We start from the raw sequence: 21,770 nt of genomic DNA on the forward strand, positions 1-21,770 counted from the left end.
TTTGCCTCAGGGCCGTAAGCTGCCCGGCGATATCATCAGGAACTGTCCGGGAGTGGGAGTGCGGAGCACGCGACCGGTCAGAGAGAGATGACAGGTCAGAGGGGTCAAAACGCTGAAGCCATTTGTAACCGGTTTTTCGACTGATGCCGAAGAGACGGCAGAGGGCAGAAAAAGAATCCGTACCTGCATGGCAGGCACGGATAAAATCAAGGCGTTGCATAGGTCAGGTCTCAGTCCAGGGCATAGCGAGTCTCCTCTTCTATGCCAGTTATAACTGTTACCCATGTATCCGGTCTAAAGTGTTACCCATGTTTCCGGTTCATACCCTACGCTTACCCGGCCTACATGCCAATTGTAGGCCCGTGCAAGCGAAGCGCCGCCGGGCAAACGGGCAGCGTGCGCGTTGTTAGCTATCTGCCCCTTGTTCAGTGCCCAACCCGGCAATCGACTTACGTCGTTTTTTTAACTTTAACTCGCTCACCAGCACCCCGGCGACAATAAACGCCGCGCCCACCAGCGCCAGCAGCGGCAGACGCTCCCCGGCGAGTCGCCCGAAAATACCCGCCCACACCGGTTCACCGGTATAGATGACCGTCGCCCGTGTCGGAGATACGCTGCGCTGCGCCCAGTTCATGGTGACCTGAATAATGGCGCTAAAAACGCCCAGCCCCAGCGCCACGACGATAAGCCCGGTAGACATCGGCGGGACGGACTCCCCTGCCGGCACCATCGTCGCGAACGCCACCAGCGACGCGGTGGCAAGCTGCACGACCGTCACCCGCTTGACGTCCACTTTTCCTGCCCAGGCGCTAATCAAAATAATTTCTGCCGCAATGGCAACGGCCCCCACCAGCGTGATGATCTCTCCCGGCCCCAGCGCCAGCAGATTATTTTCCGGCCCGGCTAATAAAATGAGGCCGATGAACGCCAGCACGATACCAATGCACGACATCAGGCCCGGTATTCTGCCCAGGCACAGCCACTGCAACAGCGGCACCAGCGGTACGTACATGGCGGTGATGAAGGCGGATTTACTGCTGGAGATAGACTGGAGCCCCCACGTTTGCAGGCTATAGCCCATGGCAATCGCCACGCCAATAGCGACACCCGCTTTAAGCTCTCTCAGGGTCAACCCGCGCAGGGTTTTCAGCGAAATAAGCGCCACGGCAACCGCCGCAGTTGCAAAACGCAGCCCTACAAAGAAAAACGGATCGCTCATCGTGACCGCGTACTGAACGGCAAGAAAGGTTCCGCCCCAGAACATGGTGATCAAAATCAGGATGGCTTCCTGAGGCTTAATGGAGAAAGTAAAACGGGAAACGGACATGGGACACCAGCACGAAGAATCAATCCTGTAGTGTGCGATGCCTTTGATTACAGTTCAATGTAGCAGACATAAAAAAACCGCCGGGAAACCCGGCGGCAGAGAGTTAACCCGGCGTACTACTTGTTGCTGCCGTGGCTATTTTTACCCCCTTTTTTGCCAGCCTCTGATGCGCGCTGAGGGTCATTTTTAAAATTGCCCCCGCTAGACTGGCCACCTTTACGACCTGCTTCTGATGCTCTTTCACGGTCTTCAGCGAAATTACCTGAACCACCACGATGGTTTGCCATCTCTAACCTCCAGAGTGTGAAACATTAGACATCATATTGCATTCAGTAAAAGAGGATTCTTTCACCTCGCGGCTCAAGGACAGTGCCTTTATCTATGCCGCGTGAAACTAAGCTTAGTGTAATGCGGCTATCCGGCAAGCGAGAGGTAATATTCTGCAACATGATCTCAGCCTTTCGTATGAAATATTGAGGAGGTTATCCATAAGCCATTCTTATATTTTGAAAAATCAGCGCCGCTAAAGTTGTTTCATTTTGCTACAAAGCACGTAACGAAAAGATATTGTTATATATCAAATAAATGCCGTTCATTTTTGCAGTCTGGCCGTGATGTCATATCTTTAAAGTAACGCAGCGATCCGCTGTAAGAAAAACCAACGAGGAGTGATGCAAAATGGCAAAAGTTCTGGTGCTCTATTATTCCATGTATGGACACATTGAAACCATGGCTCACGCAGTTGCAGAAGGCGCAAACAGAGTAGACGGCGTTGAGGTTGTGGTTAAACGCGTACCGGAAACCATGCAGGCGGAAGCCTTCGCCAAAGCCGGGGGAAAAACACAAAACGCCCAGGTCGCCACCCCGCAGGAGCTCGCGGACTATGATGCCATTATCTTCGGCACCCCGACCCGCTTCGGCAATATGTCCGGCCAGATGCGCACCTTCCTCGACCAGACGGGCGGGCTCTGGGCCTCCGGCGCGTTATACGGCAAGCTGGCCAGCGTGTTCAGCTCTACCGGCACAGGCGGCGGCCAGGAGCAGACGATCACCTCAACCTGGACTACCCTTGCACATCATGGGATGGTGATTGTGCCGATTGGCTACGGCGCGCAGGAACTGTTCGATGTTTCCCAGGTTCGTGGCGGGACACCGTATGGCGCGACAACCATTGCCGGTGGGGATGGTTCACGTCAGCCAAGCAATGAAGAACTTTCGATCGCCCGCTATCAGGGTGAATACGTCGCGGGTCTTGCCAAAAAACTGAACGGCTAACCCAACAGGAGGACAAGTATGCCAACTCAAGAATCCAAAGCTCACCACGTGGGCGAATGGGCAAGTTTACGCAATACCTCTCCGGAGATTGCAGAAGCCATCTTTGAAGTCGCCAGGTATGACGAAAAGCTGGCTGAGCAGATTTGGGAAGAAGGCAACGATGAAGTGCTGGTTCGCGCCTTCGAAAAAACCGACAAAGACTCGCTGTTCTGGGGCGAGCAAACCATCGAACGTAAAAACGTCTGAATGTTCCCCCCGCCCGCGCGGGGGTTTTCTTCTATTTCGCCGCGTTGTTCATCACCGCATTGAATTTATCGATCGGACAGAAGCCGTTGCCATCTACCGGACAGCCCTTCAGCTCCAGCGTCACGCGCTGCGCAGGAGATTGCAGCGACAGCACGCTGGCATTACGCAACTGCTCAGAACTCTGGTAGACATACTCAATTTTCATCAGCTCCTGGTTAGTGTTTTTGTCATGCCAGCGCTGGAAGACAATTTTACCGCCAATCGGGGTTCGTTCCTGCTGGTCGTGCAGCTGATACGGCCTGAAATCCAGCGCGGTCAGCAGCGAGGCAATGTTGGAGTCGTGCCCCACCAGCAGGGTAATTTTTGGCGCTTTGGCCTGTTCGGTCACCAGCGCTTTATCAATGTACTTCACCAACGGTTTAGCCACGTTCTGCGCCACGTCCGTCGAGGTAAACAGCGAGTCCTGGTAGCCGTTTTTCAGCTTCGACAGCACGCGCCACTGCTGATCGGTTTTGATTTCCCCCCATGCCACCTGGTCTGCCGGGAATCCTTCGTAATACTGTAGGGTGAACGCATCCACCAGCGAGTTACCCACTTTCAGCGGCCCGGAGACACCCGGCTCTTTTTCATAATCGGCGCTGAACGTATCTTTCGCCTCCGTCAGGGAACAGACTTTTTTCTCCTTGCAGGACGGCGAGTCGCTATAGTTTGTCAGCTGCTCCAGCAGTTTGTAGCTTTCATCCAGCTGCATTTTCTGCCGTTCTGTCTCCATCGCTTTCAGCGCTTTCTCACGAAACTCAGGGGAATTATCGGTAATGACCGGATTGAAGGTGGGGTCCATGGTGCCCATTTTTTCCTGATGATGCACAGGCACATCGCACCCCGGGAACGCGCCGGTGATAAAGAACTGCGCGGTCGCCACGGTGCGCTGGAGGCTGTTGGCGTAGGCATAGACGGTATCCGCTTGCGGGCATTCACCCGTCTTCACCATCCCCTGCTCTGCCAGCCACTCGCGTATATAGTGACCCATATACACTTCCAGTACGCCCCCTTTGGTGGTGAGCTGTCCACCCGGGACGTCCCACTCCGGCCACTGCTTCGGCGTGGACTGCTCCAGCACGCTGCCGTTATTGGCGAGCGGCGCACGCAGGTTGTGGCGGCTCATGATGAGTACCTGTTCCAGCTGATAGCCGTCCGGTGTGTCCTGCGCCTGTGCGCCAAAGGTCACGGCAAGGGTACCTGCCACGGCAACTGCAAGTAGTGCTTTTCTCATCCCTAATTCCTCACACGTTTTTTTAATGTCGCATTGAGTGTGACAGATTCGTGACAGGTTTTTCGGGAAGCATTTCTCAAACTGATGAATACGTGACTCGCTGATTCAGAGGCTGATGCCGGTGACGATGCCGACATACAGCGCCGCCCATGCGCAGGCTGAAAGCAGGCTGATGGCGTAAACCTTTATCGCGCTCAGCCTGAGCATGCCCGCCGCCAGCGGCACGATATAGCGCAGTACCGCCAGGAAACGCGAGGTGAACAACACCAGCAGGCCATTTTTATGCAGCTGGTGCTGTACCCGCAAAAACTTCCCGGCATGTTTTGCCGTGAAGCGTGACACTCGCCGGGTATGACCCATCAGCTGGCCGATATGGTAATTCAGCACCGATCCTGCCGTAGCGCCCATCACCACCGCCAGCCACGTCAGCGCCGGATGCATACTCGACTGGCTGACGGCAATCCCCGCCAGCAGCATGACCGATGCGGGCGGGAGCACGGAAGAGATCAGTACCGTTGATTTACTCAGTGCCATAACAACGAGCAACGCGAAGAGATGCGTTGGATAATGCGCAAAATGATCCAGCAGCGTGTCCAGCCATGCCATTTTACTCTCCCCGCTAGCATCAGAATTCCCCATTAGAAGTGAAAATAGTTAAATAAAACGTCAACATTCATTCAATAATATTCATTTAAACCATACTTAAACATTACTAAAATTCCTCAGCAGCCATTTTAAATAAGCGTATTATCCCTCACGTTTTACAACGATCTCGTTATGGCGAGGCTCCTGTACAAATACACGTTATCGCTCTGGTGGGTTCGAGAGAACCGGCACAGGGTAAAACAGGCACTGTCGAATCAAGGCTTTGCCAGTATAACTTCCCTTACGGGATACGGTGTACAGTGCTGAACCCAGGACGTGGGGATCTCCTTTCCGACATGCCCTGTCTTGCTCGCCCCTGAGAGATTTTATTATTCAAAGGGAAGTTACAATGTCTTACGCTATTCACAACCAAAATCTGGCTTTTAACGACAGCGCCATCGCGCAATATATGAATACCGATTTTATCGTTATTGATATTTCATTATGCGTGGCTCTGGCACGCGAGCAGTTCTTTGAAAAATTAAAAGATGATGATATTCCGTCACATATTTTTATCGAAGACAACGGTCGCCTCGCGGGTTTGATTTCCGTACGTAAATTATTGCAGGCCACGGATACCGTACAGCCCGTTAAGGGGCTGATGATATCGGATTTTATCCAGCTTAAACCGGAAGATGAGCGGGCGGATGTCGCCGGGTTGCTGGCGCACGCAGGTGCGGATGTCGTACCGGTGGTGACCCACGGCAAGCTGGTGGGCTGCCTTACCGAGCGTGAAATCGCCCATCTGCTGGAAGATGACGTTACTGAAGATGCCCAGCTTCAGGGGGCAACGCTGCCGCTGGAGAAGCCCTATCTGGAAACCAGCGCCTTTAGCCTGTGGAAGAAACGCTCCGTCTGGCTGCTGCTGCTGTTTGTCGCGGAAGCGTATACCAGCTCGGTGATCCAGCATTTTGAAGAGGCGCTGGAATCCGCCATTGCGCTGGCGTTCTTTATTCCGCTGCTGATTGGCACCGGCGGAAACAGCGGGACGCAGATTACCTCGACGCTGGTGCGCGCCATGGCGCTGGGTGAAGTCCACCTTCGCGACGTGGGTCGCGTGCTGCGCAAAGAGATGAGCACCTCGTTAATGATTGCCGCCACGCTGGGCCTGGCGGGCTGCGTTCGTGCCTGGATGATGGGCATTGGGATGGAAATCACGCTTATCGTCAGCCTGACGCTGGTCTGCATTACGCTGTGGAGCGCCATTGTCTCATCGGTGATCCCGATGGTATTGAAACGCTGCAAAATCGACCCGGCGGTCGTTTCCGCGCCGTTTATCGCCACGCTGATCGACGGTACCGGGCTCATTATCTACTTCAAAATCGCACAGTATACGCTTGGGCTGGAATAACGAAAAAACCCTGCGATATTGCTATCGCAGGGTTTTCGAATTTGGCGGAAGCGTAGAGATTCGAACTCTAGAACCCTTTCGGGTCGCCGGTTTTCAAGACCGGTGCCTTCAACCGCTCGGCCACGCTTCCAAAGTGAGGCGCACTATAAACATCTCTGAGCATGATGTAAAGCAGGAAATTGCATTACGTTGAGCTTCTTGCCTCATTCCCTTCCGCTCCGATCACTTCTTCGTCATCGGCTGGCTAAAATGTAAACATTTATTTTTACATCACATAAACTTATTAGAATGAAAGTTTGTGATCTAGACTCTTTTTCATACACCGCAGCTTATCCGTGCAACATTACCACCTCAATATGCCCTTGTAAGACCCTATTCACGCAGGTCACTGCGATAAGAGATTTTCCATGAAATTATTCGATACCGATAACTACAGACTTATTCTCTGGCGTAAATTTCTGCCGTGGCTGATCCAGAACGGTGCGCAAAAAAACAACCCGCATGACTATTTTCTGGTGTACTTAAAAGATGCCGACAATACGCGTTATATTCTGAAGAAGCACGAAAGCAGCAACGTTGTGCTCTGCCCGATGCATAAAAGCGAAGATGTCAGTATGAGCGTGGAAGATATCAGCGAAATGCAGGCTGAAATCATTCACTATAAGCGCAATGGGTTTCAGGCTTACAAAGGCATTATCCCGTTTGCCTTTGACCATTATACGAAAATCATCACCTTAAAAACGGCCCTTGCTCGTCTAAAAGGGCGCTGTATTTCTGGCCTGAAATCTGATTCAGAAACCATCAGCCGGGACCGTTACAACTTGCTCAGGCTGCTGGTGACCGACTACGTCAACCAGCGCCCTTCGCGCGTTTCGTCTGGTTTCACCCAGCGGGAAGTGATCGCCATGCTTTACGGCACACTTTGGTATAAACATATCAAAAATGAGTCGTTTAGCAGAAAAATCGCGCTCTTACTTGAGTCGCTCGTGATCACGGGCGATCTCAGCGAAGAGGGTAAGGTGTACTACGTGCAGGGCCAGGCTATTACCACCATGGTCGAGTATGAAAAAGAGGACCAGCGGGTAACGCATCAGCAAAAAATGCAGAAAAAAATTACGCGTTTTATGTTTGCGATAACGCTATCTACGCTGCTGATTATTCTGGTTCTGCTGTCGATGGCCGGGGTCGTCGACCTCGCCGCTGTCTGGCAGAAAATACTACAGATTAAGCCTCTCAGATTTTTAATGAATTTTATCTAATACCCTGCCCATTAATTATGAATTTTATTTTTATCAGCGATAACTATTACCTTTGCCACGGTGTCTCAAGCTCACTGACATCTACCCATTTGATTCGCGATGAGGAGGATATTCACCATCTTTATGAGGTCGATCCCGAGCTGGATTTTATCATTGCGGTTGAACAGGATAAGTTACGCAATAAAACCATTCAGCAGGTCAAAAAAGTCAAGCGTGATTACATTGTCCTGATGCATGAGATAGAAGCCAACAGCGCGGTGAGAATTGATAATATTATCTATTCGTCGATGCATTTTACTGCTCACCCTTTTCAGCAGCTGATGCGTTTTTATCGGGCGCTCAGGACACACTCCTTTACCCGACGCGAATATGACGTGCTAAAGCTTTTCCATATGGAAAATCATGAAATCGCGAAAAAGCTGCAACTGTCACAAAAAACGACCAGCACCTACCGCGTGAGGATCCTCGAGAAATTGAATATGCGTTCAAAAAACATTCTGGCGATGACCCGTATAAAATCGGCGATTGTCGATCAGAAACTGTGATCTTTTGGCTTACCTTGGGAAAACCGGGGCCTCAGGTTTCGCCCTGAGGGGGTTTGGCGGGCGCGGTATACCAGTTCTCTTTGGCAACCATTACGCTGCCCTCTGGCTGCATAACAAAATTCGGAGACATGATCTGCACGTTAAATTCGTTAAACACATCCTGTATCTGGCTATGCAGTTCATTGCGGGCAACCGCGAGGGACTGGTCGGGCAGCAGACGAACCTGCAACTCGTAGGCGATATACCAGTCCATTAACCCTAACTGGCGCACCAGCGGCGGCTCAGAAAGATCAATCCCTTTTGCCCGTTTCGCGGCCAGCTCCAGCATGGCATGCACCTGACGCCATGGGGTGTCATAACCAATAGTGACGCTGACCGTCAGATTGAGGCTGCCATCAGGCTGTAGCGCGCTAAGGTTGGTGATCTTACCGCTCACCACCACCGCATTGGGCACGGTAACGACATAATTTTCCCGGGTAATAATTTTGGTCGCCAGCATGCCTATTTCACTGACCTTACCTTCGTTATCCGCCACCCGAATGACATCGCCTTTACGCAGTGCGCGGGAGTAAATCAGGACCAGACCGCTCATGGCATGGTTCATCACCCCTGCCGAACCCAGTGTTAACATCAGGCCGAAGAAGACGCTAATACCTTTAAACGCCAGTGAGTTTGCGCCGGGGAGAAACGGCCAGGCAGCGGAGAGAGCAAATAGCCAGACGGCGACGGAAATGAGCTTACGGGTAGCCCCCACGGTTTCCGGATGTACGCCGGGAAGTTGCAGACGACCAGCCTCCACCTGATTCAGCACCATCCTCAGCAGCTTCAGAATAAAAGCGGTAATGAGGAAAATGATCAGAACAATCGTCAGCCCCGGCAAAGCCGAGACAATCGCCAGGGCAATTTGCTGCACCACGCGAAGCGACCAGTCTCCCAGCGACGTGCCCCACACCCGCGTCCACGGAAACAGACTGAATGCCCAGCTCAGCCAGACGTAAAAGCCGATTAAACCCAGCAGGAACATCAGCAAGGCGTAAAGCCGAATCTCAATGGCGCCAATGTACCGCCGCCAGCTTTGCGGCACCCGGCTGCGATTCTCCACAATACGCAGACGGTAGACGCGTCGAAACCAGCGCCAGGATCGCCAGGCGCCATAGCAGAGCAGCAAAAGCGCCAGCAGGCCAGCGGCAGCTTTTACCGTCGACAGCGCCAGCCAGCCGGTATCGTATTGATCGCGCAGCGCCATTCTCTGCGCTTCCATGCGCGCCAGCACGCGCTGCGCGGCCTGATCGAGGGTGAGATCGTCCCCTTCGTCCAAATCCCCTTCCGTCAGCAGCATCACGGGCTTACCGTTCATCACGATCAGCCGCCCCTGCTGGTTATAGCGGGTCACGGAGACGATAGTGAGCGGCTCACGCACGTCCGCCTCGGTAAAATTGCGCAGGGTGTTGCGGATGCGTAAAACGCGCTCCTCCGGCGTGGTCAGGCCAAATTTCGCCTGAAGCATGACGATCGGCTGATGAAAGATATAGACCGTCCGGGCGCGCTCCTGCTCAGAAGGCGCCTGGCGGGGCTCAGCGGCATACGATGAGAAGGCGCTCAGGGAGGCAAAACAGAACGCAAACGCGAGCAGGATCTTTTTCATCCTCACTACCCCAGATCAGAAATCTTGTTGTTTTTCAGGCAACCCGCGAATGCCAGGTGGGTATGTTGAGAATAGTCCAGCCTTTCGTTTCTGCAACAAGCGACGGTGAGCGTGTTGCTCTCAATCACAATATATGTATTATGTTATAACATAACAATTTGGGATTGTGTTCTATGTTACTTAAAAAAGGGTTATTTCTGGCTTTATTGCTCTCCACGGCGCCTGCCGCTTTCTCAGCAACCTCCTGGCCCCTCACGATTGAAAATTGCGGCGTAAAGCAGACCTTTGCGCAGGCTCCTCAGCGCGTCATGACCGTGGGACAGCATGAAACAGAATTACTGCTCGCACTGGGGCTGGAGAAAAAGATCGCCGCAACGTCGGTCTGGTTCGGCATGCTCCCGGATCCGCTGGCAGATGCCGGGAAAAATATCCCCCGGCTTGCAGATAATTCCCCCTCCTTTGAAGCCGTGGTGGGACAGAAACCTGAGCTCGTTCTCGCGCAGTATCACTGGCACATTGGTCCGCAGGGAGAAGTGGGCACCCGTGAGCAGTTTGCCTCGCTGGGGATTAATACGTGGATCTCTCCTGCCGACTGCACGGATAAAGCGGTGACGGAAAAGTCAAACGCAGACGGAGCACGCAGCGCGCCGTTTTCGCTGGCCGAAATCACACGGGAAGTGACAGATCTGGCGACGATATTTGATGTTTCCGCGCGAGGTGAGCAGCTTAATCATACGCTGACGGAACGTATCAAAAAGGCCAAGGCGCGCGTCTCAGCGAAACCGCTTCGCGTCGTATTCTGGTTCTCAAGTAGCCGTCTGAATGGCGATCCCTGGGTGGCGGGGAATTACGGCGCGCCTGGCTGGATCAGCCGCACGCTGGGGTTGAAGAACATTATTGACTCTCATGACGAATGGCCGGCTGTAACGTGGGAACATATTGCCCAGTCGCAGCCGGACGTGATTGTTATCGCCGGGATGTCCCGCAGGCTCTACCCTGCCGATGACGTTAAGGTAAAAAAAGCATTCTTGCGTAATGACCCGGTGACGAAGAACATGCCTGCGGTCAGGAACAACCACATTATTGTGGTGCCGGCGATGTCGTTAAACCCTTCATTACGTAACGTCGATGCGGTTGAGCTTATCAGCGAGCGGCTGGCTTCTTTCCGGGATGAACAATGAGTCATTTCGCTTTTGACCGCCGCCAGCAAGGTTTACTGGCAGCAGGCGTCATGGCGCTGCCGCTAATGCTGGTTTTTGCCGCCAGTATCGGTGATATGCCGGTGTCGTATGCCAGTACCGGGAAAGCGATCCTCAACGGACTGGGTTTGACCTCTTATGCGTTGCCACAAACGGAGGAGGGTATCGTCTGGCAATATCGCATGAGCCGGGCAGTGATGGCCGCGTGCAGCGGCGGTGGCCTGGCGCTGTGCGGGCTGGTGTTACAGTCGATCCTGCGTAACCCTCTGGCTGAGCCTTATCTGCTGGGGATTTCCGCGGGCGCCTCGCTGGGGGCCGTCTGCGTGATGCTTCTCGGCATGGGGGGAAGCGTGATTGGCGTGAGCAGCGGTGCGTTTGTCGGCTCCTGCGCCGCCTTTGCGCTCATCATGGTGATTACAAACGGGATGAGTGAAAGCCCCTCGCGCATTTTGCTGGCCGGTATTGCGGGCACCCAGCTCTTCAACGCCATGACCGCGTACGTCGTCAGCACGTCCGCCAATGCCGAGCAGTCCCGTAGCGTCATGTTCTGGCTGATGGGGAGTCTGAGCGGCGTGCGCTGGCCTGACGCGCTGCTGGCGCTGGCCGTTACGCTTGCGGGTTTACTGGTGGTATTGCTCTTTTCCCGGGCGCTGGACACCTTCACCTTCGGGGATGAGGTCTCCACCACGCTGGGGATCCCGGTTACCGCCGTGCGTATTGTCTTATTGCTGACCTGTGCCGTTGTCACCGCCACGTTGGTGAGCGCCACAGGCGCAGTGGGGTTTGTCGGGCTGGTCATTCCCCATGTGACGCGCATGCTATGCGGGCCGGGCCATCGCCGCTCGATCCCGCTGACGTTTCTCATCGGCGCCCACTTTATGATCCTTGCCGATATCGTCTCACGCACGCTGATCGTGCACCAGGTTCTGCCCATCGGGGTGGTGACTGCGCTGGTGGGCGCCCCCGTCTTTGTGGCGTTGCTTTATCAAAACCGAAAGGAGCATCCATGAATATAACAGTGGCCGGGTTAACCGTAACCCGACAGGCGCAGACGGTGCTTAAGGATATCGATCTCGACCTGCCATCCGGGCAGATTGTCGGCCTGTTAGGGCCAAACGGCTCAGGCAAGTCGACGCTGCTGCGCTGCCTCGCCGGGCTGTTTCCACGACACAGCGAACGTGTTGCGCTTAATGGCACAACGCTTGGCTTGATGCCGCTGAAAATACGGGCGCAGCACATGGCGTTTGTCCCGCAACATGCTGAGGTCGACGGGGAACTGACCGTTGAGGATATGGTCAGGCTGGGGCGTACGCCCTACCGGAAAACATTCCAGAGAACCACGCGCGACGATGAGGCTGCGGTTGAACAGGCGATTGGCCTGATGCAGTTATGCAGCTTACGCCAGCGGCGATGGCACTCTTTGTCAGGCGGAGAACGACAGCGAAGTCAGATAGCCCGCGCGCTGGCCCAGCAGCCGCAGGTGCTGTTGCTCGATGAACCGACAAACCACCTGGACATTCAGCACCAGCTGGAGCTGATGCGGCTCGTTTCACAGCTGCCGCTTACGGTGGTGGTTGCACTGCACGATCTCAATCTTGCGGCCAATTATTGTCAGCGTCTGATCCTCATGAAGGCCGGGCAGATCGCAGCCACGGGTGCGCCCGAAGCGGTGCTGACGCCCTCGAACATCGCGGATACCTGGTGCGTAAAAGCTCAGGTCTGTAAGGCCGACGCCGGGATCACGATAAGCTATAACATGGGTAACATGGCGGAGAGCCAGAACAAAAGCAAAAACCCCTGCGATATTGCTATCGCAGGGGTTTCGAATTTGGCGGAAGCGTAGAGATTCGAACTCTAGAACCCTTTCGGGTCGCCGGTTTTCAAGACCGGTGCCTTCAACCGCTCGGCCACGCTTCCTAAGTGAGGCGAACTATAAACACCTCACCGCGCGCTGTAAAGGGTGCGCGCATTCGTTCGCTTTAAAAATAGCCAAAATGCGTTTAATCGGTTGAATAGACAACAGATTGGCCGTTTTACCAGCATAATATCCACCGCGGATCGTTAGTGCTTTTTGATGTACATATCTTTGGTGTAGTAGTAGCCAAGCTTATCCGGCGTGAAGCCCCCTACCCACGGTTTCACCAGGTGCGTGCGCACGTAGTGATAGACAGGGATCGCCGGCACATCGCGCCCCAGCAGATCTTCTGCCTGCTGGTAGAACTTACCGCGCTCCTCCGCCGTTTTCGCCTTCGCCGCATTCACCAGAGCCAGATCGTATTCCGGATTGCTGTACTGAGTGGTGTTTTGGCTGTCACCGGTACGGAAGTTATTCAGGAAGGTTGCGGCGTCATCGTAATCAGCAATCCAGGCGTAGCGCACCGCGTCAAAGTTATGGGTGTGCATGGTATCAAGCATGGTTTTCCACTCCTGGTTTTGCAGCTTCGCCTCTACGCCGAGGTTCTTCTTCCACATCGAGCTGGCGGCAATCGCAATACGCTGGTGCGATTCCGAGGTGTTATAGAGGAGATTAAAGCTGAGCGGATGGCTGTCATTAAATCCGGCTTCGGCCAGCAGTTTTTTCGCCTCGGCAATGCGTTTATCCATCGGCCAGCTGGCGTAATCAGGGTTCTGTAACTTGACGCCGCCAATATCCGGCTGGCTGATGAGCCATGCCGGGCGTTGCCCCTGCCCTAAAACTTTCCCGGCGATAATATCTTTATCCAGCGCCAGATTCAGCGCCTTACGCACGCGGGCGTCGCTGAACGGCGGCCGGGTGGTGTTGAATTCGTAATAATAGGTGGCAAGCTGCGGCGATACGTCCAGCTCGTTCCCCAGCGTTTTCTTCAGCTGAGCAAACTGGTTGATCGGCACCGTGTAGGCGATGTCGATTTCGCCCGCTTTGTAGCGGTTGACGTCAGCGGCTTCGGAGGAAATGGGCAGATAGGTCACCTTGTTGATGACGGTATGTGCGTTATCCCAGTATTTCGGGTTTCGCACCGCCACGATGCGTTCGTTCACCACCCACTGTGACAGTTTATAGGCCCCGCTGCTGACGAAGTGCTCCGGTTTGGTCCACTTATCACCGAAACGACCTACCAGGACTTTATCTATCGGCACCAGAGACGGGTGAGCCAGCATCGCCAGGAAAGCAGCATTTGGCTGGGTGAGCGTCACTTCCAGCGTGGTGTCATTGATGGCTTTCACGCCCAGCGACTCGGGTGCTTTTTTGCCTTCTGCGATATCAGTGCCGTTGACGATACGCATACTGCCGGGATAGCTGGCATACGGAGAGACGGTTTTCGGGTCGACCAGTCGCTGCCAGCTCCAGACGACATCTTCCGCGGTGATGGGGGTGCCATCGCTCCAGGTTATGCCCGGGCGCAGATGGAAAGTCCAGACGGTGTTATCTTTATTTTCCCATTTCTCCGCCAGGCGCGGCTGGATTTCACCTGCCGGAGAGACGCTGACCAGCCCGTCGAATAAATCGCTGATAATATTGAATTCGACATCGCTTTCGACTTTATGCGGGTCGAGCGAGGCGGGTTCACTGCCGTTGTTCCTGACCAGTTCCTGCTTATCTGCCAGCTGGGTTCCTGCTGGCACGTTAGCCGCCCAGGTTGCCGTGCTGGCGCACAGGACCCCTGCGGTTAACAAAGAGAGCGTAAAGTGCATGCGTGTTTGTGGTTTCATTTCCTTCGCCTTATTGTCTGTTTTTATGACGATCCGGAAATAACTCTTAGCGGCCTTAGGGAAATAACGCAATATTTTTCAGTGACCTATAAGAGGTTGATCTGAATACGCCTTGCATACCGCACTTCATTCTGAGTACAAAGGCTTTACCAGAATAAAAAACCAGCATAATCCCTAAGGGGCTGAGTAAAGATGGGTAAAACCACTTTGCGTCTGCCGCGCCGTTTCCTATTCTTTGCGCTAATTACATCTGTCATAAGAGAGTGACTCATGGATCGTATAATTACTTCTTCACGCGACCGCACATCGCTACTCAGCACCCATAAGGTGCTGCGCAATACCTATTTCATGCTCAGCCTGACGCTGGCGTTTTCGGCGATCACCGCGACGGCCAGCACCGTACTGATGCTGCCTTCTCCGGGCCTGATCCTGACGCTGGTGGGTATGTATGGTCTGATGTTCCTGACCTATAAAACCGCGGATAAACCGGTGGGTATTCTCTCCGCTTTCGCCTTCACGGGCTTCCTGGGCTACATTTTGGGGCCAATCCTGAACGCCTATCTGTCTGCCGGAATGGGCGACGTGATTGGTATGGCGCTGGGCGGTACCGCGCTGGTGTTCTTCTGCTGCTCGGCCTACGTGCTGACCACCCGTAAGGACATGTCCTTCCTCGGCGGTATGCTGATGGCGGGTATCGTGATTGTGCTGGTCGGTATGCTGGCGAACATCTTCCTGCAATTGCCTGCTCTGCATCTGGCAATCAGCGCGGTGTTTATCCTGATTTCATCCGGCGCAATCCTGTATGAAACCAGCAACATCATTCACGGCGGTGAGACGAACTATATCCGCGCCACCGTGAGCCTGTATGTGTCGCTGTACAATATTTTTGTCAGCCTGCTGAGTATCCTGGGCTTCGCCAGCCGCGATTAACTCACCGTGCTGTGAACAAAGCCCCGCTTATGCGGGGCTTTGTTTTTTTGGTAGACTGAGGCGGTTTTTGACTAACGCGTGAATGAATATGTTGAGTTTTGAAGGCAAAGAGATCGAAACCGATAACGACGGTTATCTGAAAGAGAGCAGCCAATGGAGCGAAGCGCTGGCGGAGAAAATTGCGGAAAACGAAGGAATTACCCTCTCCCCGGAACACTGGGAAGTGGTGCGCTTTGTGCGCGAATTCTACCTCGAATTCAACACCTCTCCGGCTATCCGCATGCTGGTCAAAGCCATGGCGAATAAATTTGGCGAAGAGAAAGGCAACAGCCGTTATCTGTATCGCCTGTTTCCGAAAGGCCCGGCTAAACAGGCGACAAAAATTGCCGGCCTGCCAAAGCCGGTAAAATGCATTTAATAGCGAATACTGAAGTCAGCGTATTCCCGGCCGGGTTGATACGGTTCCGTTAGCACCTTATCAACCCGCGCGCTGCGCGGTCCGCCCGCTTTCAGCCACGCCACCAGCTTCTCTACCCGATCCGCCTCACCGCAGGCCACAACCTCCACGCTGCCATCATCCATGTTACGCGCATACCCCGTCAGTCCGAGCTGAAGGGCTTCGCGCTGGGTGCTGTAGCGGAATCCGACGCCCTGTACAAGGCCATGGACCCAGGCAATGGTGCATACATTTGACATCATCCTTCTCCTTATCCGACTGGCGCGTTGCATTTCCTCGCTCAAGTCGGGAAAATGGCGGCCATTTCATTGGAATCGACAGAATAGCAAATTATGAGTGTACGTTTAGTGTTAGCCAAAGGGCGCGAGAAGTCATTACTGCGCCGCCATCCCTGGGTCTTTTCCGGCGCGGTTGCCCGCATGGAAGGTAAAGCCAGCCTCGGTGAAACCATCGATATTGTTGACCATCAGGGGAAATGGTTAGCACGCGGCGCATACTCGCCTGCATCTCAGATCCGCGCGCGCGTCTGGACGTTCGATAAAGAAGAAGCCATCGATATCGACTTCTTTGTCCGTCGTCTGCAACAGGCGCAGCAGTGGCGCGAGTGGCTGGCAAAGCGTGACGGGCTGGACAGCTATCGTCTGATTGCCGGTGAATCCGACGGGCTGCCGGGCGTGACCATTGACCGCTTCGGCAATTTCCTGGTGTTGCAGCTGCTGAGCGCCGGGGCGGAATACCAGCGTGCCGCGCTAATTAGCGCCCTGCAAACCCTGTTCCCGGAATGTGCCATTTACGACCGCAGCGACGTGGCGGTACGTAAAAAAGAGGGCATGGAGCTGACGCAGGGCCCGGTCACCGGCGAACTGCCGCCTGCCCTGCTGCCTATCGAGGAGCACGGCATGAAGCTGCTGGTGGACATCCAGGGCGGCCATAAGACCGGTTATTATCTCGACCAGCGTGACAGCCGTCTGGCAACGCGCCAGTACGTTGCCGATAAGCGCGTGCTGAACTGCTTCTCCTATACCGGCGGCTTTGCGGTCTCTGCCCTGATGGGCGGCTGTGCCCAGGTTGTGAGCGTCGACACCTCACAGGAAGCGCTGGATGTGGCGAAACAGAACGTTGAGCTGAACAAGCTGGATCTGAGCAAAGCGGAGTTTGTGCGCGACGACGTGTTCAAACTGCTGCGTAAATACCGCGACCAGGGCGAGAAATTTGACGTTATCGTGATGGACCCGCCGAAGTTTGTAGAAAATAAAAGCCAGCTGATGGGCGCCTGCCGTGGCTATAAAGACATCAACATGCTGGCGATCCAGCTGCTGAACCCGGGCGGCGTTCTGCTGACGTTCTCCTGCTCTGGCCTGATGACGACAGATTTATTCCAAAAAATCATCGCCGATGCCGCAATAGATGCGGGTCGTGATGTACAATTTATAGAGCAGTTCCGTCAGGCCGCCGATCACCCGGTGATCGCTACCTACCCGGAAGGGCTGTATCTGAAAGGGTTTGCCTGTCGCGTCATGTAACTTGAAAAGAGAAATATTGCCCGCACATAGTGTGTATGTAATGTTTCCCGGGAGGTGACTATGATTGCCAGCAAATTCGGTATCGGCCAGCAGGTCCGCCACACCTTGCTTGGATATTTGGGTGTGGTCGTGGATATCGACCCGGAGTATTCCCTTGATGAACCGTCAGCAGACGATCTGGCCGTTGACGCAGAGCTTCGCGCCGCGCCCTGGTATCATGTGGTTATGGAGGGCGACGATGGTCAGCCTGTCCATACCTATCTTGCCGAAGCGCAGCTGAGTGGTGAACTACAGGATGAGCATCCGGAACAACCCACTATGGACGAGCTTGCTCAGACCATCCGCAAACAGTTACAGGCGCCAAGACTGCGTAACTAAAGGTGTAAAAAAGCCCGTAAAACGGGCTTTTTTTATTTTGCCAGCCCCAGACGGGGAATATCGATTGCCGGACAGCGATCCATCACCACTTTCAGCCCGGCATCGCGTGCCAGCACGGCTGCCTGCTCATTAATCACGCCCAACTGCATCCACAGCGTTTTCGCGCCAATGGCGATCGCCTCCTGCGCCACGCCCCAGGCCGCCTCTGAATTACGGAAAACGTCCACCATATCCACCTTTTCCGGCACGTCCGCGAGCGTCGCATAGCCCTGCTGACCCAGCAGCGTTTTCCCCGCCACCTTAGGCGAGACCGGGATCACGTGATATCCCTGGTCCAGAAGGTATTTCATGACCCGATAGCTTGGGCGATCCGGTTTATCGCTGGCGCCGACCAGCGCGATAGTGCGCGTGGACGTCAGAATCTCGACAATGTCGTTCTCTTTCATGCTGTTCCTCCTGGTTTTTTTCAAAGTGTACGTCAAAGCGGACATCTCAACCACGCATCCCATACAGAAGTATGAGGGCAAAACGGCAGAATATGTCTATATGTTAGTAAACGTGTTTATCGAAAAATTTTGATACATTCTTACCAGGTAGTTTGTCTACAGGAGTCTGCTATGAAAACCGGCATTGCCTGGGCTGTGGTTGCGTTAATCATGCCGGTTTGTGTTTTCGCAACCACCCTCAGACTCTCAACCGACATTGACCTGCTGGTGCTGGACGGGAAAAAAGTCTCCAGCTCCCTGCTGCGGGGCGCAGACAGCATCGAGCTGGATAATGGCCCGCATCAGGTGGTTTTTCGGGTTGAAAAGACGATTCGCCTCGCCGACAACGAACAGCAGGTGTACATTTCGCCTCCGCTGGTGGTCAGCTTTAATACCCAACGCATCAGCCAGGTCAATTTTCGTCTCCCGCACCTTGAAACAGAAAAAGAGTCACTGGCATTTGATGCCTCACCGCGCATTGAGCTGGTGGACGGGGATTCTATGCCCATCCCGGTAAAGCTGGATATCCTGGCGCTGACAAAAAGGCCAAAAGGAACAGATTACGAAGCGGACACGGAGATCTATAACAGAGCCAGCAGGCGCGCCTCCCTGCCCCAGTTCGCCACCATGATGGCGGATGACAGTACCCTGCTTTCGGGCGTATCGGAGCTGGATGTACTCCCTCCTCAGTCGCAGACTCTTACTGAGCAACGCCTCAAATTCTGGTTCCAGAATGCCGATCCGGACACGCGCGCCCGTTTTCTGCAATGGGCGAAACGACAACCTTCGTCGTAAGCCACATTTTTTCGTCCTTTCTCTTGCAGCATCAGTCAGTTCCCGTCATCGTGTAGCGAGGTAACCTCACGGATAAGATTATGGAACTGACAACACGCACACTTCCGGCGCGCAAGCACATTGCTCTGGTTGCGCACGATCACTGTAAACAAATGCTGCTTAACTGGGTTCGTCGCCATCAGCCTCTTTTACAGCATCATGCCCTTTCTGCCACGGGAACAACCGGCAACCTGATCCACCGCGAAACCGGTCTGGAAGTGAATGCCATGCTGAGCGGCCCGATGGGGGGTGACCAGCAGGTCGGCGCTCAGATTTCGGAAGGTAAAATTGACGTTCTGATATTCTTCTGGGATCCGCTGAACGCGGTTCCGCATGATCCGGACGTTAAAGCGCTGCTGCGTCTGGCGACGGTATGGAACATTCCGGTAGCCACCAATCTTTCAACGGCAGATTTCATCATTGAATCGCCGCAGTTTAACGATCCGGTGGAGATTTTGATCCCGGATTATCAGCGTTATCTTGCGGAGAGACTGAAGTAGTTTTTTGCCCGGTGGCGCTGCGCTTACCGGGCCTACAGAATTTGCCCGGCGCGTTACGGCTTTCTCGCCACCGGCACGTCAATACTTTTCAAAATATCGACAAACACCGACGGCTCCTCTTTGTTGAACAAGAGCCACACGCGATGGCGCGCGCGGGTTATCGCCACGTACAGTAAGCGCCGCTCCTCTGCATCCGGGAAATCTTCCGGAACAGGCAATAACGCCTCTTCCATCACGGATTCCCGCGCCGGTGCCGGGAAACCGTCGCTCCCCTCTTTCAGCCCCACCACAATTACGTAGTCGGCCTGCTGCCCTTTACTGGCGTGAATGGTCATAAAATCGAGCTGTAGTTTTGGCCAGCGCGTTGCCGCTTTTTCCAGCGCCGTCGGCTTGAGGTGGTGATAACGCGCCAGGACCAGAATCCGTTCATCCGGTTTCGCATAGCCGCTCAGTTTATCCAGCAGCGGTTCCAGCTGATCGTCCGCCAGCAGCGTGACGGCCTTTTTATCCCCCGACGTCAGGCTGTTAAGCGGCTTCGACAGCTGATGTGGGTTCTGCTGAATAAAACGGTTGGCAATTTCACCAATCCGCGAGTTGAAGCGGTAGGTGGTGTCCAGATCGCTGCGATCGCCTTCCCCAAAATAGTGATGGAAGGCCGTCGTGAGGGAAAGTTGCGCCCCGCTGAAGCGGTAGATAGCCTGCCAGTCATCGCCCACGGCAAACAGCGACGTGTGTTTATTCTGCGCCCGCAGCGCCGAAAGCAGCGCAGCGCGCTGCGGCGAAATATCCTGAAACTCATCCACCAGAATGTGTTTCCACGGGCTGACGAAGCGCCCTTTCTCCAGAATGATAATGGCCTGATGGATTAGCCCGGAAAAATCGACCGCGTTTTCGTCTTTCAGCGCGGTTTTCCACGCTTTCAGCATCGGCGCCATCAGTTTAACCCGCTTAGAAAACACGGCGCGGATCGACTCCGGTGCGCTTTCTATCATCTCCGCCTGAGAGCCGCCGTGCATGCGCATCAGGCTTACCCACCGGTCGAGACGAGAGCCCAGCCGGCGCGCCAGCTTTTCATCCTGCCAGAAGCTGCCCTCCGGCACCTCCCAGTTGAGTTCCTCTTCAAGCCACTGACGCCAACCTTTCGCCTGCGCCTTTTTTTCACTGCACTGCTGACGCCATGCCTTGATAAACAGCGCCTGGCGAGCCTGAGCATCATTCTCCAGCTTGCTGACAACAGGGACTTTTTTGCTGCCCTGTTGAATAATGTGTAAAGCGAGGGAGTGGAACGTGCGCGCCGAGATATCCTGGGTATGCAAACGCGCCTGAATGCGCTCATCCATCTCCTGCGCCGCCTTGCGACCAAAAGCCAGCAGCAAAATCTGGTCGGCAACTGCCTCGCCCGTTGTCAGAAGCCAGCCCGCGCGCGCCACCAGCACCGACGTTTTGCCGCTCCCTGCGCCTGCCAGCACCAGTAAAGAGTGCTCGCCATTCACCACTGCGCGCGCCTGGGCAGGATTGAGAGGCGATGATTCCACCGTACTGAAGAAATCGGCATATTGCGTAAGCATCGCCTCAGTCCAGGTCTGGTTATGCGCCAGACGGCTTTTCTCGATATCGCTAAGCCAGGCCTGACACTTCCGCCACGCATCGCGACAGTTATCAAATTCCTCAAGCCGCGCCACCGGTAAAGGCAATGCCGTCAGCGCCTGGGTGATTTTTTGCTGAAGCCCGGCGGTTTGCTGGCGCGTCAGCCACTTCTGCTGCGTATTGCTTAGCGCGATATCGTCCAGCACCTGATGCAGCACCTGTGCGGCAATCACGCTCATCTCCTGGCTCCACTGGTGCCAGCGCATGTTCAGATGATGGTGGAAGCGTTGGGTTTCCGCCCACTCGGTCCCGTGGAGTCGCACCACTTTCTCTGCCGGTAAAACGAACTCCAGCTCCCCCCATACCAGCCCTCGTTTACAGTGAATGGCCAGTAGCTGATTAAACGGAATAAGGTATTCGTGGCGTTCACCGGAGACTTTCACTCCCGCATTAAGAAGCACAACCTTGTCGTAAGGGTGCTGCGCCAGGCGTTTGCCCATTGAAGTTGCTTTCAGTTCCATATCCTGCCGGATCCACGAGGTCATAATTTGTCAGACAGTTTAACTGCCAGTTTTAAGGTGCTCCAGCCCAAAAAAACGTTACAATCACCGGGCGTTAATC

At 54.4% G+C, this 21,770-nt stretch carries 24 protein-coding genes, 2 tRNA genes and 1 riboswitch; of the genes, 14 read left to right on the forward strand and 12 right to left on the reverse strand.

The window, feature by feature from the left end; translation table 11 throughout:
- From ACOTXC_RS11985 to ACOTXC_RS11995, 3 genes are all read right to left on the reverse strand, one after another.
- On the reverse strand, positions 1–220 hold a 220-nt coding region (locus ACOTXC_RS11985; protein WP_421767705.1), incomplete at its 3' end, for a helix-turn-helix domain-containing protein.
- A 186-nt stretch (positions 221–406) separates the two neighbouring features.
- Positions 407–1,327, reverse strand: a complete 921-nt coding sequence (locus ACOTXC_RS11990; protein WP_421767706.1) for a DMT family transporter — start codon at positions 1,325–1,327, stop codon at positions 407–409.
- A gap of 116 nt (positions 1,328–1,443) precedes the next feature.
- Positions 1,444–1,614, reverse strand: a complete 171-nt coding sequence (locus tag ACOTXC_RS11995; protein ID WP_001273664.1) for a general stress protein — start codon at positions 1,612–1,614, stop codon at positions 1,444–1,446.
- A gap of 391 nt (positions 1,615–2,005) precedes the next feature.
- Between ACOTXC_RS11995 and wrbA the strand changes: the two genes are divergently transcribed.
- Together wrbA and ACOTXC_RS12005 are read left to right on the forward strand one after the other, a co-directional pair.
- Positions 2,006–2,602 (forward strand): NAD(P)H:quinone oxidoreductase, encoded by a 597-nt coding sequence (gene wrbA / locus ACOTXC_RS12000; RefSeq protein WP_022647675.1) that lies wholly within the window; start codon positions 2,006–2,008, stop codon positions 2,600–2,602.
- 18 nt (positions 2,603–2,620) lie between these two features.
- Positions 2,621–2,848 carry a YccJ family protein gene (locus tag ACOTXC_RS12005; RefSeq protein ID WP_022647674.1) on the forward strand — a complete coding sequence of 76 codons (228 nt, stop codon included), beginning with the start codon at positions 2,621–2,623 and terminating at the stop codon, positions 2,846–2,848.
- Between the two features lie 31 nt (positions 2,849–2,879).
- Here the strand turns inward: ACOTXC_RS12005 and agp are convergent, their stop codons facing one another.
- Positions 2,880–4,121, reverse strand: coding sequence for a bifunctional glucose-1-phosphatase/inositol phosphatase (agp, locus tag ACOTXC_RS12010; protein WP_045622221.1), 1,242 nt, complete (start codon positions 4,119–4,121; stop codon positions 2,880–2,882).
- A 105-nt stretch (positions 4,122–4,226) separates the two neighbouring features.
- Positions 4,227–4,727 (reverse strand): DedA family protein, encoded by a 501-nt coding sequence (locus ACOTXC_RS12015; RefSeq protein WP_045308873.1) that lies wholly within the window; start codon positions 4,725–4,727, stop codon positions 4,227–4,229.
- A gap of 158 nt (positions 4,728–4,885) precedes the next feature.
- Positions 4,886–5,055, forward strand: a riboswitch (M-box (ykoK) riboswitch).
- 60 nt (positions 5,056–5,115) lie between these two features.
- On the opposite strand from ACOTXC_RS12015, the gene ACOTXC_RS12020 reads away from it, so the two are divergent.
- Positions 5,116–6,117, forward strand: a complete 1,002-nt coding sequence (locus ACOTXC_RS12020) for a magnesium transporter (protein ID WP_063137575.1) — start codon at positions 5,116–5,118, stop codon at positions 6,115–6,117.
- Between the two features lie 42 nt (positions 6,118–6,159).
- Here the strand turns inward: ACOTXC_RS12020 and ACOTXC_RS12025 are convergent.
- Positions 6,160–6,247, reverse strand: a tRNA-Ser gene (locus ACOTXC_RS12025).
- Between the two features lie 277 nt (positions 6,248–6,524).
- Here ACOTXC_RS12025 and ACOTXC_RS12030 point away from each other — a divergent pair.
- Positions 6,525–7,376, forward strand: coding sequence for a hypothetical protein (locus tag ACOTXC_RS12030; protein ID WP_023299756.1), 852 nt, complete (start codon positions 6,525–6,527; stop codon positions 7,374–7,376).
- 17 nt (positions 7,377–7,393) lie between these two features.
- Positions 7,394–7,921, forward strand: a complete 528-nt coding sequence (locus tag ACOTXC_RS12035; RefSeq protein ID WP_045308871.1) for a helix-turn-helix domain-containing protein — start codon at positions 7,394–7,396, stop codon at positions 7,919–7,921.
- 31 nt (positions 7,922–7,952) lie between these two features.
- On the opposite strand, the gene ACOTXC_RS12040 is transcribed toward ACOTXC_RS12035, so the two are convergent.
- Entirely contained in the window at positions 7,953–9,566 is a 1,614-nt protein-coding gene (locus ACOTXC_RS12040; RefSeq protein WP_232934337.1) for a mechanosensitive ion channel family protein, read from the reverse strand.
- Positions 9,567–9,739: 173 nt separating this feature from the next.
- Between ACOTXC_RS12040 and ACOTXC_RS12045 the strand changes: the two genes are divergently transcribed.
- From ACOTXC_RS12045 to ACOTXC_RS12055, 3 genes are read left to right on the forward strand one after another with little or no spacing between them, the layout of a single operon-like run.
- Positions 9,740–10,747 (forward strand): ABC transporter substrate-binding protein, encoded by a 1,008-nt coding sequence (locus ACOTXC_RS12045; protein WP_063146143.1) that lies wholly within the window; start codon positions 9,740–9,742, stop codon positions 10,745–10,747.
- Positions 10,744–11,775, forward strand: coding sequence for a FecCD family ABC transporter permease (locus ACOTXC_RS12050; protein ID WP_038415793.1), 1,032 nt, complete (start codon positions 10,744–10,746; stop codon positions 11,773–11,775). The genes ACOTXC_RS12045 and ACOTXC_RS12050 overlap by 4 nt, the downstream gene beginning before the upstream one ends.
- Positions 11,772–12,608 carry an ABC transporter ATP-binding protein gene (locus tag ACOTXC_RS12055; protein WP_236724045.1) on the forward strand — a complete coding sequence of 279 codons (837 nt, stop codon included), beginning with the start codon at positions 11,772–11,774 and terminating at the stop codon, positions 12,606–12,608. The genes ACOTXC_RS12050 and ACOTXC_RS12055 overlap by 4 nt, the downstream gene beginning before the upstream one ends.
- Here the strand turns inward: ACOTXC_RS12055 and ACOTXC_RS12060 are convergent.
- Together ACOTXC_RS12060 and ACOTXC_RS12065 are read right to left on the reverse strand one after the other, a co-directional pair.
- A tRNA-Ser gene (locus ACOTXC_RS12060) sits at positions 12,595–12,682 on the reverse strand. The two genes, ACOTXC_RS12055 and ACOTXC_RS12060, sit on opposite strands and share 14 nt — an antisense overlap.
- 144 nt (positions 12,683–12,826) lie before the next feature.
- On the reverse strand, positions 12,827–14,455 hold the full coding sequence (locus ACOTXC_RS12065; RefSeq protein ID WP_045623328.1) for an ABC transporter substrate-binding protein: 1,629 nt from the start codon (positions 14,453–14,455) through the stop codon (positions 12,827–12,829).
- Between the two features lie 270 nt (positions 14,456–14,725).
- On the opposite strand from ACOTXC_RS12065, the gene yccA reads away from it, so the two are divergent.
- Both yccA and tusE read left to right on the forward strand, forming a co-directional pair.
- Complete coding sequence (yccA, locus tag ACOTXC_RS12070; protein WP_003858127.1) at positions 14,726–15,385, forward strand: FtsH protease modulator YccA; 660 nt, start codon at positions 14,726–14,728, stop codon at positions 15,383–15,385.
- Between the two features lie 88 nt (positions 15,386–15,473).
- Entirely contained in the window at positions 15,474–15,803 is a 330-nt protein-coding gene (tusE, locus tag ACOTXC_RS12075) for a sulfurtransferase TusE (protein ID WP_003858129.1), read from the forward strand.
- Here tusE and yccX read toward each other — a convergent pair.
- On the reverse strand, positions 15,800–16,081 hold the full coding sequence (gene yccX, locus ACOTXC_RS12080; RefSeq protein WP_421767749.1) for an acylphosphatase: 282 nt from the start codon (positions 16,079–16,081) through the stop codon (positions 15,800–15,802). The genes tusE and yccX overlap by 4 nt on opposite strands.
- A gap of 93 nt (positions 16,082–16,174) precedes the next feature.
- Here yccX and rlmI point away from each other — a divergent pair, with 93 nt between their 5' ends.
- The gene (gene rlmI / locus ACOTXC_RS12085; protein WP_023299749.1) at positions 16,175–17,365 is read left to right on the forward strand and encodes a 23S rRNA (cytosine(1962)-C(5))-methyltransferase RlmI; all 1,191 of its coding nucleotides are present in this window, start codon (positions 16,175–16,177) and stop codon (positions 17,363–17,365) included.
- Between the two features lie 60 nt (positions 17,366–17,425).
- Positions 17,426–17,743 (forward strand): heat shock protein HspQ, encoded by a 318-nt coding sequence (gene hspQ / locus ACOTXC_RS12090; RefSeq protein ID WP_003858136.1) that lies wholly within the window; start codon positions 17,426–17,428, stop codon positions 17,741–17,743.
- Positions 17,744–17,775: 32 nt separating this feature from the next.
- On the opposite strand, the gene ACOTXC_RS12095 is transcribed toward hspQ, so the two are convergent.
- Positions 17,776–18,189: a CoA-binding protein gene (locus tag ACOTXC_RS12095; protein ID WP_006809337.1), complete on the reverse strand. Its 414-nt coding sequence runs from the start codon at positions 18,187–18,189 to the stop codon at positions 17,776–17,778.
- A gap of 171 nt (positions 18,190–18,360) precedes the next feature.
- Between ACOTXC_RS12095 and csgI the strand changes: the two genes are divergently transcribed.
- Entirely contained in the window at positions 18,361–19,023 is a 663-nt protein-coding gene (csgI, locus tag ACOTXC_RS12100; protein WP_023305822.1) for a curli synthesis inhibitor, read from the forward strand.
- Between the two features lie 80 nt (positions 19,024–19,103).
- Positions 19,104–19,562 carry a methylglyoxal synthase gene (gene mgsA, locus ACOTXC_RS12105; RefSeq protein WP_003858146.1) on the forward strand — a complete coding sequence of 153 codons (459 nt, stop codon included), beginning with the start codon at positions 19,104–19,106 and terminating at the stop codon, positions 19,560–19,562.
- A 53-nt stretch (positions 19,563–19,615) separates the two neighbouring features.
- Here the strand turns inward: mgsA and helD are convergent, their stop codons facing one another.
- Positions 19,616–21,670, reverse strand: a complete 2,055-nt coding sequence (gene helD / locus ACOTXC_RS12110; protein WP_421767707.1) for a DNA helicase IV — start codon at positions 21,668–21,670, stop codon at positions 19,616–19,618.
- Between the last annotated feature and the right edge of the window lie 100 nt (positions 21,671–21,770).

It is taken from the genome of Enterobacter cloacae complex sp. IR5428 (genome assembly GCF_049238585.1).
GTDB classification, from domain to species: domain Bacteria; phylum Pseudomonadota; class Gammaproteobacteria; order Enterobacterales; family Enterobacteriaceae; genus Enterobacter; species Enterobacter intestinihominis.

Excerpts from the sequence above, each read along its gene's own strand:
- helD (WP_421767707.1), bottom strand. The coding sequence starts at position 21,670 with ATGGAACTGAAAGCAACTTCAATGGGCAAACGCCTGGCGCAGCACCCT.
- ACOTXC_RS11990 (WP_421767706.1), bottom strand. The coding sequence starts at position 1,327 with ATGTCCGTTTCCCGTTTTACTTTCTCCATTAAGCCTCAGGAAGCCATC.
- ACOTXC_RS12015 (WP_045308873.1), bottom strand. The coding sequence starts at position 4,727 with ATGGCATGGCTGGACACGCTGCTGGATCATTTTGCGCATTATCCAACG.
- yccX (WP_421767749.1), bottom strand. The coding sequence starts at position 16,081 with ATGTCAAATGTATGCACCATTGCCTGGGTCCATGGCCTTGTACAGGGC.
- ACOTXC_RS12050 (WP_038415793.1), top strand. The coding sequence starts at position 10,744 with ATGAGTCATTTCGCTTTTGACCGCCGCCAGCAAGGTTTACTGGCAGCA.
- csgI (WP_023305822.1), top strand. The coding sequence starts at position 18,361 with ATGAAAACCGGCATTGCCTGGGCTGTGGTTGCGTTAATCATGCCGGTT.
- agp (WP_045622221.1), bottom strand. The coding sequence starts at position 4,121 with ATGAGAAAAGCACTACTTGCAGTTGCCGTGGCAGGTACCCTTGCCGTG.
- mgsA (WP_003858146.1), top strand. The coding sequence starts at position 19,104 with ATGGAACTGACAACACGCACACTTCCGGCGCGCAAGCACATTGCTCTG.
- ACOTXC_RS11995 (WP_001273664.1), bottom strand. The coding sequence starts at position 1,614 with ATGGCAAACCATCGTGGTGGTTCAGGTAATTTCGCTGAAGACCGTGAA.
- ACOTXC_RS12045 (WP_063146143.1), top strand. The coding sequence starts at position 9,740 with ATGTTACTTAAAAAAGGGTTATTTCTGGCTTTATTGCTCTCCACGGCG.
- ACOTXC_RS12035 (WP_045308871.1), top strand. The coding sequence starts at position 7,394 with ATGAATTTTATTTTTATCAGCGATAACTATTACCTTTGCCACGGTGTC.
- tusE (WP_003858129.1), top strand. The coding sequence starts at position 15,474 with ATGTTGAGTTTTGAAGGCAAAGAGATCGAAACCGATAACGACGGTTAT.
- hspQ (WP_003858136.1), top strand. The coding sequence starts at position 17,426 with ATGATTGCCAGCAAATTCGGTATCGGCCAGCAGGTCCGCCACACCTTG.
- ACOTXC_RS12065 (WP_045623328.1), bottom strand. The coding sequence starts at position 14,455 with ATGAAACCACAAACACGCATGCACTTTACGCTCTCTTTGTTAACCGCA.
- ACOTXC_RS12040 (WP_232934337.1), bottom strand. The coding sequence starts at position 9,566 with ATGAAAAAGATCCTGCTCGCGTTTGCGTTCTGTTTTGCCTCCCTGAGC.
- yccA (WP_003858127.1), top strand. The coding sequence starts at position 14,726 with ATGGATCGTATAATTACTTCTTCACGCGACCGCACATCGCTACTCAGC.
- ACOTXC_RS12055 (WP_236724045.1), top strand. The coding sequence starts at position 11,772 with ATGAATATAACAGTGGCCGGGTTAACCGTAACCCGACAGGCGCAGACG.
- ACOTXC_RS12020 (WP_063137575.1), top strand. The coding sequence starts at position 5,116 with ATGTCTTACGCTATTCACAACCAAAATCTGGCTTTTAACGACAGCGCC.
- ACOTXC_RS12005 (WP_022647674.1), top strand. The coding sequence starts at position 2,621 with ATGCCAACTCAAGAATCCAAAGCTCACCACGTGGGCGAATGGGCAAGT.
- ACOTXC_RS12030 (WP_023299756.1), top strand. The coding sequence starts at position 6,525 with ATGAAATTATTCGATACCGATAACTACAGACTTATTCTCTGGCGTAAA.
- rlmI (WP_023299749.1), top strand. The coding sequence starts at position 16,175 with ATGAGTGTACGTTTAGTGTTAGCCAAAGGGCGCGAGAAGTCATTACTG.
- wrbA (WP_022647675.1), top strand. The coding sequence starts at position 2,006 with ATGGCAAAAGTTCTGGTGCTCTATTATTCCATGTATGGACACATTGAA.
- ACOTXC_RS12095 (WP_006809337.1), bottom strand. The coding sequence starts at position 18,189 with ATGAAAGAGAACGACATTGTCGAGATTCTGACGTCCACGCGCACTATC.